General features: G+C 46.4%; 14 protein-coding genes. 9 read left to right on the forward strand and 5 right to left on the reverse strand.

Features of this window, described 5'->3' with window-relative positions:
- Positions 1-511 (forward strand): RNA-guided endonuclease InsQ/TnpB family protein (locus tag ACE1CD_RS31585; protein WP_374792204.1); only part of this gene is annotated, 511 nt, incomplete at its 5' end.
- A gap of 180 nt (positions 512-691) precedes the next feature.
- On the opposite strand, the gene ACE1CD_RS31590 is transcribed toward ACE1CD_RS31585, so the two are convergent.
- Positions 692-886, reverse strand: a complete 195-nt coding sequence (locus tag ACE1CD_RS31590) for a hypothetical protein (RefSeq protein ID WP_190461173.1) — start codon at positions 884-886, stop codon at positions 692-694.
- 273 nt (positions 887-1,159) lie between these two features.
- Between ACE1CD_RS31590 and ACE1CD_RS31595 the strand changes: the two genes are divergently transcribed.
- Positions 1,160-1,537, forward strand: a complete 378-nt coding sequence (locus tag ACE1CD_RS31595) for a histidine kinase (RefSeq protein ID WP_374792206.1) — start codon at positions 1,160-1,162, stop codon at positions 1,535-1,537.
- Positions 1,538-1,785: 248 nt separating this feature from the next.
- Here ACE1CD_RS31595 and ACE1CD_RS31600 read toward each other — a convergent pair whose 3' ends face one another.
- Together ACE1CD_RS31600 and ctpA are read right to left on the reverse strand one after the other, a co-directional pair.
- On the reverse strand, positions 1,786-4,185 hold the full coding sequence (locus ACE1CD_RS31600; RefSeq protein WP_374792208.1) for a GAF domain-containing protein: 2,400 nt from the start codon (positions 4,183-4,185) through the stop codon (positions 1,786-1,788).
- 403 nt (positions 4,186-4,588) lie between these two features.
- Positions 4,589-5,824, reverse strand: coding sequence for a carboxyl-terminal processing protease CtpA (gene ctpA, locus ACE1CD_RS31605; protein ID WP_374792210.1), 1,236 nt, complete (start codon positions 5,822-5,824; stop codon positions 4,589-4,591).
- Between the two features lie 244 nt (positions 5,825-6,068).
- Between ctpA and ACE1CD_RS31610 the strand changes: the two genes are divergently transcribed.
- From ACE1CD_RS31610 to ACE1CD_RS31620, 3 genes are all read left to right on the forward strand, one after another.
- On the forward strand, positions 6,069-7,616 hold the full coding sequence (locus ACE1CD_RS31610; RefSeq protein ID WP_374827309.1) for an ATP-dependent DNA helicase: 1,548 nt from the start codon (positions 6,069-6,071) through the stop codon (positions 7,614-7,616).
- A gap of 122 nt (positions 7,617-7,738) precedes the next feature.
- On the forward strand, positions 7,739-7,951 hold the full coding sequence (locus ACE1CD_RS31615; protein WP_374827310.1) for a DUF2839 domain-containing protein: 213 nt from the start codon (positions 7,739-7,741) through the stop codon (positions 7,949-7,951).
- A 315-nt stretch (positions 7,952-8,266) separates the two neighbouring features.
- Positions 8,267-8,611 carry a DUF1815 family protein gene (locus ACE1CD_RS31620; protein WP_374827312.1) on the forward strand — a complete coding sequence of 115 codons (345 nt, stop codon included), beginning with the start codon at positions 8,267-8,269 and terminating at the stop codon, positions 8,609-8,611.
- Between the two features lie 411 nt (positions 8,612-9,022).
- Here the strand turns inward: ACE1CD_RS31620 and ACE1CD_RS31625 are convergent, their stop codons facing one another.
- Positions 9,023-9,172 (reverse strand): hypothetical protein, encoded by a 150-nt coding sequence (locus ACE1CD_RS31625; protein ID WP_374827313.1) that lies wholly within the window; start codon positions 9,170-9,172, stop codon positions 9,023-9,025.
- A gap of 70 nt (positions 9,173-9,242) precedes the next feature.
- Between ACE1CD_RS31625 and ACE1CD_RS31630 the strand changes: the two genes are divergently transcribed.
- A complete protein-coding gene (locus ACE1CD_RS31630; protein ID WP_374792220.1) occupies positions 9,243-9,977 on the forward strand; it encodes an FHA domain-containing protein in 735 nt (244 codons plus the stop codon).
- A 75-nt stretch (positions 9,978-10,052) separates the two neighbouring features.
- On the opposite strand, the gene recA is transcribed toward ACE1CD_RS31630, so the two are convergent.
- On the reverse strand, positions 10,053-11,120 hold the full coding sequence (recA, locus tag ACE1CD_RS31635) for a recombinase RecA (protein WP_374792222.1): 1,068 nt from the start codon (positions 11,118-11,120) through the stop codon (positions 10,053-10,055).
- A 221-nt stretch (positions 11,121-11,341) separates the two neighbouring features.
- Between recA and xseA the strand changes: the two genes are divergently transcribed.
- The 3 genes from xseA (at position 11,342) to ACE1CD_RS31650 (ending at position 13,458) form a co-directional block, all read left to right on the forward strand.
- A complete protein-coding gene (xseA, locus tag ACE1CD_RS31640) occupies positions 11,342-12,631 on the forward strand; it encodes an exodeoxyribonuclease VII large subunit (protein WP_374792224.1) in 1,290 nt (429 codons plus the stop codon).
- Complete coding sequence (gene xseB / locus ACE1CD_RS31645) at positions 12,631-12,885, forward strand: exodeoxyribonuclease VII small subunit (RefSeq protein ID WP_374792226.1); 255 nt, start codon at positions 12,631-12,633, stop codon at positions 12,883-12,885. Before xseA ends, xseB begins: the two co-directional genes overlap by 1 nt.
- Before the next feature lie 135 nt (positions 12,886-13,020).
- On the forward strand, positions 13,021-13,458 hold the full coding sequence (locus tag ACE1CD_RS31650; RefSeq protein WP_374792228.1) for a MoaF N-terminal domain-containing protein: 438 nt from the start codon (positions 13,021-13,023) through the stop codon (positions 13,456-13,458).
- Positions 13,459-13,476: the final 18 nt, after the last annotated feature.

The following is a 13,476-nucleotide window of genomic DNA, read 5'->3' on the forward strand; positions in this document are numbered from 1 at the left end:
TGTTGCCAAAGTGTCCGAACGGGTTAGTAACTCACGGCAAGATTTTCTGCATAAACTTAGTTACAAGTTGGTCAGCGATAGCCAAGCTGTCATAGTAGAAAATCTTCATGTCAAGGGCATGGTTCGCAATCACAATTTGGCGCAAGCAATATCTGATTGTGGATGGGGAATGTTCACCAACTTTTTAGCCTATAAGTTAGAGCGTAAGGGCGGAAAGTTGGTTGAGATTGATAGATTCTTTCCCAGTTCCAAACTCTGTTCTAACTGTTTCTATCAAGTCAGCGAAATGCCACTAGATTTGAGGGAATGGACTTGTCCCCATTGTGGCACTCATCATGACCGCGATGGAAATGCAGCAATAAACATTAGAGCAGAAGGAATCAGAATGCTAAAGGCGGATGGTTCAGACGTCTCTGCTGTAGGAGGGGAAGTAAGACCAAAGATGGGGCGAAAGTCTCATCTACGGCATTCCCCCGTGAATACAGAAGCTCCAACTATAGCCTCAGCTTAGTTGGAGTAGTTCACAGGCGTCACTTCATCAAGAAGAACGCCCTGGTTGCCGCTTATATGCGATCGACTATTGTTAAATTTTTTGCTGCGCGAGAATATTCATACCTCAGCAAGATAAGAAAAATTGCAATTTCTAATCTTGCTTTGACAGCCTCTAGCTCAAAGCGGGATGGCTGCCATCTTAGCTTGCCCGAACACTAGGGTTCGCTTTGCTTTGATTAACGTTCAAATCTTCACCATCAACTGACAAGCCAACTTCAGCTGCTGCACGTCCCAGCATGGATTGCTGTCGATTCTTAATCAAGTGCTGATGACGCATCATGAGGGCGCGAGCTTGTTCGTTAGCAGACATAGTAGTTTCTCCTTGTTTTTCCATTGCTTTATTGCCTTCAATAACTAATTTATCAGATAATTCTGTAGCTAAAGCTACAAAATTGACATCGTAATAAAAATTAATACTTTTTTAAGGTTAGCGGGATACTTTCGTTTGACAAACTCTTTGTCTGGCGGCGTCCCGGCAGGCAAGATCGCCTTGCTTGTTCCGCCTACCCAGCTGGAAGCCATACCTGAAGAGACTCTAAATTTGCATCTACCGCAGGAATAGAGAAGGGCGCTAACCTGGATACAGAAACCCGTATCTCCAACAGCAATGCCTACATCCTGTCACATCGTCGTAGAAGGGAATCCTGTCATCGTCTACGCCAGCAGAAATGGCACACCAAACAAAGTCCTGCTCATCCTCGAACCATTTTTAGAAAAGTTTTGGCAAGAAAGAGAAACCTGCGGAGAATACTGCGATACTCCTGAGTGCTTAGTAGCTCAGATTGTCGTCAGGTTTGGCTATGAGATTTGCGAGGATGATTTTTCTAACTTAAGAGTGGGTGTCAACTACGACCCCAACGTTGAGTACATCTATTCGATCGGATTGGATCGATCTCTCAATGTTTGGCTTCCAGAAGCAGACTATCGCAGCAATCCCACTTTGGGATTGAAAGGTTGTCGTCAACTGGCGACTCAGGTTTGCTGAATTGCCACTACACGCTAGGGAAAGTCAAAAGCCAAAAAAAAGCGTCGGGCGTCGGGAAGAGGGAAGAGAGAAGAGGGAGAGGGAAGAGGGAAAAGATTAATTCTTTTGCCCCCCTGCTCCCCCAGGGCTAATTCATGTTCGCGGAAGAAATTATTTTTATGTTGGTGGCGTGTAGAAAAATCGTCAAACTTTCTTCCCCCCCTGCCCCCCTGCTCCCCTGCCCCTCTGCCCCCCTGCCCCCCTACTTATTACAAATTTGGGGGTTCTAACCCCTCATCCAGCATTTTTAAATCGGTGATAGATTTTATATTGGGTAGAACGCGGACGCGGGCAAATTTTAAGCCAGTCACTCCTTGGAGTGCTTCCACCGTACCCGATTCAATTTCTGTATCAACCCAACCTTCGCGAGCTAAGTATCGCAAGTACTGTTGGTACTCTGTCCACTCGTCATCAGTAGAATAAACTACTGTAAGCAAACCCGGTTGGGTTATCCGTTTGTGCGATTGTGTGTCAATAGCTTTATCAATACGCTTTTTGACGAGCTCGTAACGGGTGTCGCGGGTGCCTCTAACTTCAAATAATTTTTCGGTATCTTCGTTGTGGAAGATATCAACTGTGGCATCCTGCACTAAGACCAAATGAGTTACTTGCATTTGGGTGTTATATTCAGCTTGAATGTTGAAGGCTGTTCTGGCACAGTCACACATAGCTCGCAGTTGTTCGTAGCGCAAACTGCGAAGATGAAAAGTTGAAAACTTTGGATCGATTGATGCGCCGGCATAAATCATGTGATCGATACCGTCGGTAGACTCGATATCGCAGTAGTGGGGTGTAATTTTTTGCATGGAAACCTGCCAGCGATCCCAAGTTTCGCGCAGAAGCGCGTTGATTTGTCCAATTGTGCGATCGTAGCGATCGCGAGCCTTGTAAACGCACTGATGCTCATTGTCGCACCCAGATCGGTAAGCTGCGACAGCTGCGTTGACATTGGGACAGCATTGTGCAAAGTAATCGAAGTAAATTTCCAAAGAAGAACGCAGATAGCGAATAGCAGTGACTTCCGCATCTACAGTTATCCCCGACTCTATTTGTTCGATGTGATAAAGCAGATCGAGGCGAAGTTGTTCCCCTAAAGAGGTTTCTTGAGATTGACAGAATGCCTCAACCACTTTTAATCCCATCTGAAATTGTTCCAGCACATCAGTCTGAATAGCACGGTTGCGCTCCTCAGAAGAACCGCGAATGTCCGAGATACCATACAGGGGGTAAACATTGCTAAAGATAATTGGTTCTGGGCGCATTCCCCAGCTGCGCCGTTCTGCTTCTTGCAAGAATTTCCATTCCACTGCTGGGTGGATATTGTTAAATTGAGTAAATCTTAACTGGATAGCTTGACGCAGCGCCACTGTAAAAGGGAGGATGAGTTCGGAAGCATACCGACAGTCAACGCTGCTGAAGTTGTAAGCCCGATCGCTCGTCAACCCCACTACGCCTGCCAGTTGGCGAAATCCCGCTTTATATCCTTTCGCTTTGACGACCAGTGGAATGAGCAACAAAGAACGGACACCCATCTGAAGTAGCGATCGCTCGCACTCGGTAGGACAATCCTGACTGAGATCGCCAACATTCCAAACTTGATTTGCCTCCGCTGCTCGTAGAAAGTGCGACCCTTGCAGAGACTGCATAGAATAAGTAGTAGTTCTTAACTCTTTCGAGTCTGGCCCAAAAAACAGCCGCGCCTCGGAGCGTTCGGTACTTAGAATCAAGCTATTTTTAGCGTGCAGAACCGATCTCAGCAACTGGTCAATTTTCCGAAACTTCTTCGGTCGTAAAATCGAGTCCTGGTCAATCAACAGATTCGTGAGGCGGCGCAGCATTTCGCGGATTGTGACATCAACGCCCTCCAGCAGCAAAAATCCTTCTACCCGGTAGTTGTTCAGTTGCAATCTGGATAAAAGCAATTCTATCTGGGTAGAGTTTCTTAACCAATTTTCCCAATCTCCCGTCTCCATCCGTTCGATATTCAAATCCGCAAACTCGTCTACATTGCGATCGAGCCGGACAACTTTTAATTGTGGCCATTGGTCCGCGCTTTTGTGGGGTAATCGCAACCAAAACTCCACCCAGCGGATCTCTTGTCGATCGGATTTGCCAACAGAGGCGAGGATCGGTTGGTCAAAGAGACCTTGAATGTCAATCTGGTAAATATCTTGCAAAACCAATCCCAGTAACAGCCGACGGTATAAAGATTCCGCATCTGGGCCATCCCAATCGGAGAATAAATTGGAAAGCCCGATCCCCTCAATCCCAATCTCTTGGCGGTTAACTTCTATACCTACTAAACGGCAGAAGTAATTGTTAGCATATCGGATAGCAAAGTCTGGTAGCTCAATTGCAGCCACTAGCTGCTGGCTGTTTTGCTGGAAACAAACCAGCCAGTTTAGGTATTTTTCCGATGCGTCTGTTGCTTCCGTTTCAGCAGTTTGCGGTATATAAGCCTCATCATTAGCCGTTAAAGAGGCTTTAGACAAAAATATTTCCTTATTCTGCACATTTTGCTCGTTTGCTTGGTTTTCCTTACCTTGCTGAGCAAGTTCGATCGCGCTCTTGCTTGCTGCTCCAGAAGAGATCGGCTTTAAGTGATTCATAAGTTTGCACCCAAGGACGTTGGATTTAAAACACGTATAAAGGCAGGAAAATTGGAGCAGACAGAAGTGGTAAAATTCGATTAATGTATCCAAAATATCTCAGTAAAGCATTTTTTTTCAATTTTTCCAGTTTAGATTATTGTGATCTGCTATACTAAAAAAATCAGTTTTATTTTATGCCAACAGCACTTTTTTGGTGTTTTCAATCTAAATCAAGTAGGGAAGCCAAAATTATCGCAGGCTCAGATATCCCCCGCGATATATAAAATTTTGCGTCTGATATTTTTGTTTGATATTTTTCTTATCTGAGATAACCTTAGAAGCCCCAACCGTAAGCGTTGCAGGTTGGGGTACTTCATAAGGTTTGAATATAGAACCATACGAGTGTGCCGCAACTTATTTTTTAGGCTGCATCGGCAATCACCGCAGGCGTAATTAACAAGTCTAAGCCTGCTTTGTATTGAGGATCTGCTTCTGTAGCAACTAGATCTCGACTGACAGACTCCCAACTGACAACTCGATCGGGTATGATGCCTAACTTGTTGATATCGTGATGGTTTGGGGTTTCGTACTTAGCGACGGTAACAGCCAATCCAGATCCATCCGAGAGGTCAAACAATGATTGGATTAAGCCTTTGCCGAAGGTTTTTTCCCCGACAAGGAAAGCACGATGGTTGTCTTGCAACGCACCGGCAAGGATTTCGCTGGCACTGGCGGTACCGCGATTGACCAATACTACTAGGGGATCTTTGGTAAGTGCAGATCCTGTAGCATCAAAGCTGCCGATGATTCCTTGGCGATTGACTGTATAAACAATAGTGCCTTTATCTAACCAAAGGCGAGCAATTTCAATCCCGGATTGCAAGAGGCCACCTGGATTGTTCCGCAAGTCTAAAATGTAAGCGTCAGCTCCTTCTTGCTCTAGGCGAGCGATCGCGTTAGCCAGCTCTTGAGTTGCGTTAGCGTTAAACTGATTGAGGCGAATGTAGCCAAATGGCACTCCTCCTGGTTGGGTACGCAATTCTGCAAACACTGGGTTGAGAGCTATGCGATCGCGTACCAATTTAATTTCTTGCGGTTCTGTCTTATCTCGTATGATTCTGAGGGTAACGTTGGTGCCGATCGGCCCGCGCATACGAGCAGCTGCTTCGTCAAGGCTAATATTTTTTGTTGAGAAACCATCAATTTCCAGGATGCGATCGCGCGGTTGAATCCCCGCCCGTTCCGCTGGCGAACCTGCGATCGGCGACAACACCTGCAACTCTCCAGTTTGTTCGTCCAGAGCAATTTGCAGTCCCACACCCGTGAGTTCTCCAGAAGTGTTGACCTGCAAACTGCGATATTGGTCGGGTTGGAGGTGTCGCGTAAAAGGATCGTCCAAACTTGCCAGCATTTGTCCAATTGCTGCGTATGCTTCCTCTCGATTTTTGAGAGGTTGTTTTAGTGCCTTTTGGCGCACTAACCACCAGTTTTGATGATTGAAAGTGTCATCAACATAAGACTGGTTGACAATTCGCCATACTTCTGCTATTACCTTTTGTTCTTCTGTAAAAGCAGAAGCAGGCGGCGTCCACCAGCCAAAGACAAAAACAACCGATAGGAGTAGTAGGAATCCGAACCTAAAGAAGCGTTTTTTCATAGCTCAAATTTTAGACTTCATTTTACAAAAGTCAAAAGTCAAAAGTCAAAAAGCTGGGGGTTAGGGGTTAGGGAAAGTCAAAAGTCACTCATTCAAAAGTCAAAAGTCAAAAAGAAAAGGGAAAATATTAATTCTTTCGCTCCCCTGCTCCCCCGCTCCCCCACTCCCCCGCTCCCCCACTCCCCCACTCCCCCGCTTCCAGGCTTGTGTCAGACTGAAGTCAGTACAAGAATTTATTGAAATCGTGATTGAGGTAGAAGTACACAACTCACTGCGAGCGTTCCTGCGATCGCTAGGTGCAGGACACTGGCCCCATCATTTAACGATGGCAAGGCTGGTGGCACGAGCCTTGCGACTGGGGCGGAGCGCCTTGATTCAGGTAGGAGTTCCCGCAGGAATAAACGTGCGGTATCGCCTGAGTTACCTGGCACCAGCCTTGATCTGGCCGGGGCCAGTTATTCTGGTAGTAACGGAATCGGTGCAGCAGCGTCTGCTGAAAGTGGAAATACCCCAGCTGTTGGGCTGGATTCGGACTCGGAAGGCGATCCGAACAGGTGACGCCTTGCCTGACGCGGATTTCCAGGGACTGTTACTTACTTCTCCAGAAGCATGGCTCTTCGATCGGCTGACGAACCAAAACCGTTTTGGCGCAGGCATTCCCACCATCGTAGATGGTGTTGACGATTTGGAAACTTGGACTCGCGATCGGCTGACTGCGGCGATCGCACCCCCCAACTGGGACGAATTGATGTTAGCGAAACCATCCCAGGCGAAGGCGATTCGCAATGCACGGGTGCAACTGACAAAGGCCGTGTTTCAGCATCCTGCCAACCCCTACGAATGCTATCCGATCGAGCCTTTAGAGCAAAATATCTTGAAGCATTTGTATGAAAAACTGACAGTATCAGAAGACACAGAAGAAAATTTCTCCGCTTCCGATCGGGATTTACCGGATGCGTGGAGAATTTTTTGGCAGCGATTTCAAAGCGATGGGCAGCTAGTCTGGGCTGAAATTAGCAGGCGACAAGGCCAGTTTTCTTTATACTGCGCTCCTGTAGATGTAGGTTCAACTCTTGGCGGCATATGGCAGCAGCAACCTGTGGTTTTAATTGGCGGTGCTTTGGAGTTGGAAGCAGAGGCTCCTATTTATCGCCAGCGTCTGGGTTTGGGAGAGTTGACTTGTGTGAAGTTTTCTGCCGATCGTCACAATGAATTAATTCATCTGTATTTACCAGATGGGTTACCTATGCCCAATACGCCCCAATTTCAATCTGGGCTGTTATTGGAGATTCGCAGATTGCTGATTGTGAGTACGGCGGTGCGAGGGCTGACGGTTCTGTTAGTGAGCGATATGCCGCTTAAGGCTCAGGTGGCGGCAACTCTGGCCGCTGAGTTTGGCTCGCGAGTTCAGGTGGAAAAAACTTGTTTGGATGAGAATGGCATTTTGGTCACAGGTTGGGAATTCTGGCTTGAGTATCAGAATGTGCTTCCCGCACCGCATTTGCTCGCGATCGCTAGTTTGCCGATCCCATCTCTGGAAAATCCTTTGGTTGCCGGTCGCGTTGCTTATTACAAGCAACAGCGTCAGGATTGGTTTCGCTTGTATCTGTTGCCGGAAACTCTCAACTCTCTTGCTAGAGCGATCGCTCCGGTACGAGAAACTCAGGGCGCGATCGCTTTGCTGGATAGCCGAGCCATTCACCGCAGCTACGGTCAGCAGGTACTCGCAGCTCTGAGTCCGTTCGCCCGCATCGACTATTTAGACCTCAACTTTTTGAGTTCCGATCGTTAATTCAATACCGCAATAATCTCTTAAATTGTGTGCATATCGTTGTATTTTTGTCAAAATTTTGGCGACCACTGGAAGACAAACGCTATCATCAAGCCAAAGTATAGAAGTTAGTTCTTAAGGTCATGGGCGAAGCGAAACGGCGTAAAGCCACTCTCGGAGATAAATACGGGCAAGAACCTTACCTTGTCCCCTGGTTACCGTTGACGAAATCTCAGGCACAAGAGATTTCTAAATGGGTAAATCGCGGTACTTGGATAGGCATTGGCCTACTTGTCTTTTTCTGGGTGAGCGTGCGGTTTATAGGGCCTGCTTTCGGTTGGTGGCAAGTTAATTAACTCTTGTCTCAAGCAGATAAATTCAGACTTCCGGGAGTTGGGGCTACCTAAAAATTTCATTTTTTGCCTGGGCTGTCCCCAAAGTATTTCTCTGGTAGGAACTCCGTTTTTGTTTTTTGCGTCTATGATGCAGTTGAATCGATCGGACTGTCACTACTGATACGTTGCTGACACCCTCGATAGGTTAACCTAAAACAAAAGAGTTAGTCGTTCGGTGGAAAAGTCTGGTGGCCATTTTACCAACCTCAGAATGTCTGAATTCTTAAGAAAATATAAAACACGTCTAAAATTAGGTGTGGTGGTTGGAGGATAACCGTGTTTATCAGACTTGCAGAGCAACACCGCCAATTTGTTCAAGATCTGGTTATGAACCTTCAAGCGCTGGCAATCGTGCTAGAGCGGCGAGGATACCTAGCTTCTTGCTATACGTGCGGTGGCCAAATGACAAGCGCCTCTTTTATGGTTAACTTGGGGGACAATCATCTGATCAGATTTTTAGTCTCCGACTATGGCATAACTTGGACAGAGATGCGAGACGATCGGGAATTAATGAAGCTAGAGGGTGCAGAAGCGATCTCTCAGCTACAGGAACTGGCTAATCTCGTTAAATACCAAATGGAAGTTTCTGGGTGTTGTGCTGTTAGCGCCAAGACAGATTAGAAACCTCGATCGCACAGTTTACCTAGTGATTCAGTCTCAGAAGCGAGGAGTCCCGCGCTGTCAGCGGTAAGGCAGTGTCGGGCCGATCGTCTTTATGCTGCTCATTTTTGAAACGCAATCATTCTATTTTACCGGGATCGCGCCACTGATGGGCCAATTTTTTTATTCTCAAATACCTGGCATATTTTTCTTTAATCAAAAATAATTTTAACAAAATTTTAACATAAATTTTAACAGAAATGTCACCATTCGTACATAAATATCTTAGTGGTAACGAACTGCACAACCAGGGCGTGTCTGTAAATTAGTAGAAATTAGGAAAACTTTATAATATTTCCGTATTTGTGCGGGACTCTTAAGAGTCTAAACCTTCTAAGTTAATAAACAGGGGGAATATAGCGGTATGCGCTTTTAGCATCTTGAAATAGTCAATGCGGTAGTTTGACCTCCTGGATGGAGAGTAGCTGGCAAGCCAGTCACCTTGGTGGGAGCCAAAAGACCGATCGAGCCAAGGGTAGCAGTAACTGCTTGATTTCCCAACAGCAGTCTCGGATTCAACATCTAGCTAACGATCGTTAACCCGCGTGTATCCACGCCAAGCATCTCATTGCTCCTGGAGTCATCTGAAGGTATGGAACTGGAAAAACGCCTCGGTTTATATCAGGTATTTTTAAGGATTTACGAGCATAATCGTGGCTTATTGGATGAAATTTTACAATTAGAAAACTCAGCCGCTTCATCTCTAGGGAGGGCACCAGCTTACGTGCAAGGAGTGGTGCAGGGGCAGCAAGCTTATATTGTCACCAATTTACTGAACGGCAAAACGCAGCGACTATTTCAGCCTCAAAAAATCTGGATAATAGGGCGAGATCGCCGGATTGCCCTACCAATCCGGGATGGGTGGATGTCTCGCCGTCACGCCGCCATACAGTATATCCACAACGAAGGTTTCTACTTAGTTGACTTAAACAGCACCAACGGTTCATTTGTGAACGGCGAACCGGTGATTAAACGTGTGTTGCTCCAGGATGGCGATCGAATTCGCTTGGGAAGTTTAGCCATAACCTTTTTCTTTGGTCAAACAGCCCAAACGGTAGAGCCAGTACCCCCAGAAATACTCGCCCAAATCAACGCCAGCACAGTGCGTCCTCCCGCACCAACAGATCGACAGATGCTGACATCGATTACAGACGAAGATGATTATCTGAGTGACAACCCAGATGATACTTCTCTGGTTCTCAAACAAAAACTCTCCTCTGAAAATCCAACCTCACCATCTCCTTTACCGCATTTGTCGGCATCTGAGCGATCGCAAATTTTAGACCGCTTTCTGAGCAGTCGCCATACAACAATAGAAAAAAACTGAGTTAGGGGAGTGAGGGAGCGAGGGGGCGGGGGAGTCAAAAGTCAAAATTCCTCTCTCTCCCTCTCCCTGTTAACTCTATTCCAGATCCTCGATATCTTCTGCCTCGATATCGCTTGGGTGAGCTACCGAGTTAGCCGAAACAACCGCTCCCTTATCCAGTTTTTCGCGGATTTGCTGCTGGATAGTTTTGGCGAGTTGGGAATTTTCGTCTAGATACTTGATGGTATTGTCCCGACCTTGGGCGATATTATCACCGTTGTAGCTGTACCACGCTCCTTTACGGTTAATCACACCAACTTCTTCCGCAATGTCTACAATACAGCCCATTGTGGAAATGCCCTTACCAAAGATAATGTCAAACTCGGCAATCCGGAACGGAGGAGCGACTTTGTTCTTGGCAACTTTGACTTTGACGCGGTTCCCGAATTCTTCCGCACCTTTTTTGAGGGTTTGAATGCGGCGAATATCGAGTCGCACCGAAGCGTAGAACTTGAGGGCGTTACCGCCAGTAGTGGTTTCTGGATTGCCGTAAGTGACGCCGATTTTCTGCCGCAATTGGTTCAAGAAAATAACCGTACAGCCAGATTTGCCTATATTACCAGTTATTTTACGTAGGGCTTGGCTCATCAAGCGAGCTTGCAAACCAACGTGGGCATCGCCCATATCGCCTTCAATTTCAGCTCGCGGTACCAGGGCGGCTACGGAGTCAACGACTACGATGTCAACTGCCGCAGAACGTACTAGCTGATCGACAATTTCCAGTCCTGCTTCCCCAGTGTCGGGTTGGGAAACGAGCAAATTTTCGATATCGACGCCCAGCGACGCAGCGTAGGTGGGATCGAGGGCGTGTTCCGCATCCACAAAGGCGGCTATGCCACCGGCTTTTTGTATTTCTGCGATCGCGTGTAGCGCCAGCGTTGTTTTACCGGAACTTTCTGGGCCATAAATTTCGATCACCCGTCCTTTGGGTAACCCACCACCCAAGGCTAAATCTAAAGTTAGTGCCCCGCTGGGGATGGTTTCCACCCTCATACGGGTAGCATCGCCCAAACGCACGATCGCCCCTTTACCAAATTGTTGTTCAATTTGTTTGAGTACCAGGTTTAGCGCTTTTTCCTTGCCAGCGATATCATTTGCTACCATACTTATTCCGCGTCTCTAAGTTAGAAGGTTGTAAAATGGTGGTCTGGGAGACCTGACTAGAACAGATATACTATTTTAGTTTAGTCTTCCCCAGTTGGAACGTCCAAGCTTGCCTATTCTTTGTTGGTTTAGAATGCTGTTGATGCTCGATCGGAGTCTAGCATCTGAGGAGTTAGGGCGTGTTTAAAGCTTTCTTAAGCTGATTCGGGATCGAAGTGGAAATGAGCTCTTATTTTACCGATACAGTAATTCCAGACACGGCCCTATCCCTGGCTGGGTTGACCGACTATATCCAAGACCTATTAGAACAAGACGATCGACTGCGACAAGTTTGGGTATATGGTGAGGTTTCTAGCACTAATAAGCATCCCAGCGGGCTGTTCTTTACGCTGCAAGACTCAGACGGGAAAGCGACAATTCGCTGTGTGGTGTGGAATAGCCAAATGAGCAAACTCGCACAGCAGCCCACAAGAGGCGAACAGTTGCTTGTTTTGGGCAGCATCCGCCTTTATCGTCAGCGGGGAGAGTATCAGCTGACTGTTTGGCAGGCTTTTCCAGCCGGGGAAGGGTTGCAGGCGTTGCGCTACAAGCAGTTGCGATCGCGTCTGGAAGCGGAAGGACTGTTCGACCCCGAAAGAAAACGATCGCTTCCTATTCATCCCCAAACTATTGCCGTCGTCACTTCACCCTCTGCCGCCGCTTGGGGGGATATACGGAAAACACTGAGGCAGCGATATCCGGGTTTGCACGTACTCTTTTTTCCAGCGCAAGTGCAGGGCGAGCAGGCACCAGCTTCGATTGTGGCAGCGATCGAACGAGTGGAGCGAGATGGTCGGGCAGAGGTTTTGATTTTGGCGCGAGGGGGCGGTGCAGTTGAGGATTTAAGCTGCTTTAATGATGAAGGGGTGGTGAGAGCGATCGCTTTATGTCCTATTCCCGTTATTACCGGCATCGGTCATCAGCGGGATGAGTCTTTGGCTGACTTGGCGGCTGATTTCTGCGCTCATACTCCCACAGCTGCCGCCGAACAAGTTGTACCGGAACTCGATTATTTAATTACACAACATCGAGAGAGAGTTGCGACTTTGAAAGAAGCTGTCGATCGACAATTAGATACCGCGCAAGCTAAAATTTTAATATTGCGAAATAAGTTGCGGCGGCTGCGACTAGACAGGCAAATTCAGCAAGAAAGTCGATCGCTTTCTTGGTTGCGTCAAAGATTAGTCCAAGTGACAAACCAAAAATTTCAGTCAGCCACTCAGCACTGTCAGCTACTCCGGCAAAAGTTGGCAACACTCGACCCGAAAGCTGTACTGCAACGGGGTTATGCGGTGGTACGGCAAGAAGATGGTACTATTTCTCGTTCTGCTGCTAGTTTAAAATTAGGACAAGAGTTGTCGATTCAGTTGAGTGACGGTCAAGTAAAAGTCAAAGTTACTGAAATTTTAGATAATCAGATTTCACAACCGAAGACAAGAAGAACGCGAAGTTATAAAAAGAAGGATATTTAATGATTAATTATACGAATTCACCAGCTTCTCCTAACATCCCATTTGAGAAAGGCTGGAATTACGAAGAAGCAGTTGCAAAAGTTGAAAAGATCATCGCCGAAATAGAATCTGGTAAATTGGAATTGGCTCAAATTTTTGATGAGTTTGCCGCTGCGGTTGAATACTTGCGTGAGTGCGAAACTTTCCTCCAAGAAAAACAACAACAGGTGGATTTGTTGATTGAAAATATTGTGGATGAAGCAGATTCTTTTTGATATATTCTGGCATATGCCATCATAGATGGCTTAGCAAATCAGCGAGCGAGCGAGCAAAATCTAAAATTTATATATATTTTTTTACAAAATATCTATGATGTGAAATAATTTTATTTGCTGAATTCCTGGAGAAATATGAAAGGGATAAAATTGAGCTCAATCGCGCTATTGGCAATAATAGCGTTAGCTGGATGCAGACAGCAAGAGCCGCCCCCAGCAGCAAAAAAAGCACAACCAGTAGCACAAACAACACAACCGACACCACCAAAAAAAATTGAATGGGTAGGTAAAACATTCTTGATTGATTTTGGCGAACTAAAAATAAAGGCACACTTTCCAGCAGCCAACAAGTATAAATGGGAATATCTTACAGGTAACGAGAAAGGCAAAACAGGCGAAGAAACTATACGTTCTGTAGAAATCCGCCCCAATGTCCATATAAATTCGTGGGTAGAAAAAGACGGAACGGCGATAGTTGAAGTATTGGATTTGGAAAAAAAGGCCGTGCTTGCCTATGGTACTAAAGATAAGAAGATGAGCGAATACAAAGCAAAATTGAGTGAAATGAAGTAATACCAAATCCGCGTTAGC

Source organism: Aerosakkonema sp. BLCC-F183 (assembly GCF_041929145.1).
In the GTDB taxonomy this organism is placed as follows: Bacteria; Cyanobacteriota; Cyanobacteriia; order Cyanobacteriales; family Aerosakkonemataceae; genus Aerosakkonema.